The 511-nt window shown below is 65.0% G+C and carries 1 protein-coding gene; it reads right to left on the reverse strand.

Features of this window, described 5'->3' with window-relative positions; genetic code table 11:
• Window positions 1-422: FadR/GntR family transcriptional regulator (locus tag AC1D1Y_RS26210; RefSeq protein ID WP_477684923.1), on the reverse strand; the 422-nt coding region annotated here is incomplete at its 3' end.
• Window positions 423-511 lie beyond the last annotated feature (89 nt).

Raw genomic sequence — 511 nt, forward strand, 5'->3', positions numbered from 1 at the left:
CTGGCCACTTCCATGTGGAAGCTGAAGTCCGAAGGCACGGCGTCCGAGTCCTCTTCAATGGAGGTCTGGAACGCATCGAGCGTGGCTTGCATGGCTTGCAGATTGGCATCGGTGCGGCGCTGGGCAGCCAGGCCGGCGGCCTCTGTCTCCAGGCTGATACGCAGCTCCAGCAGGGCGATCACGTCGGCAATGGTGGCAAAGTCGACATCGGCAATCTGGAAGTTGCCACTGCTCTGCGGCGCCAGCGCAAAGGTGCCCACGCCGTGCCGTGTTTCCACCAGGCGGTTGGCCTGCAGGCGTGAAATGGCCTCGCGCACCACGGTGCGGCTCACGTCATAGCGGGCCATGATTTCGGACTCGGTGGGCAATTTATTGCCCGGCTGAATCGCGCCTTCGCGGATGCTGGCGGCCAGACTTTCCACCACTTCTTGCACCAGCCCACGGGCACGGCGCGGACGCGGCGTATCCCCTGCATCGGCAGGCGACGGTTGCGCGACAGCGGCTCTAGGGG

It is taken from the genome of Polaromonas sp. P1_G1, from assembly GCF_056405595.1.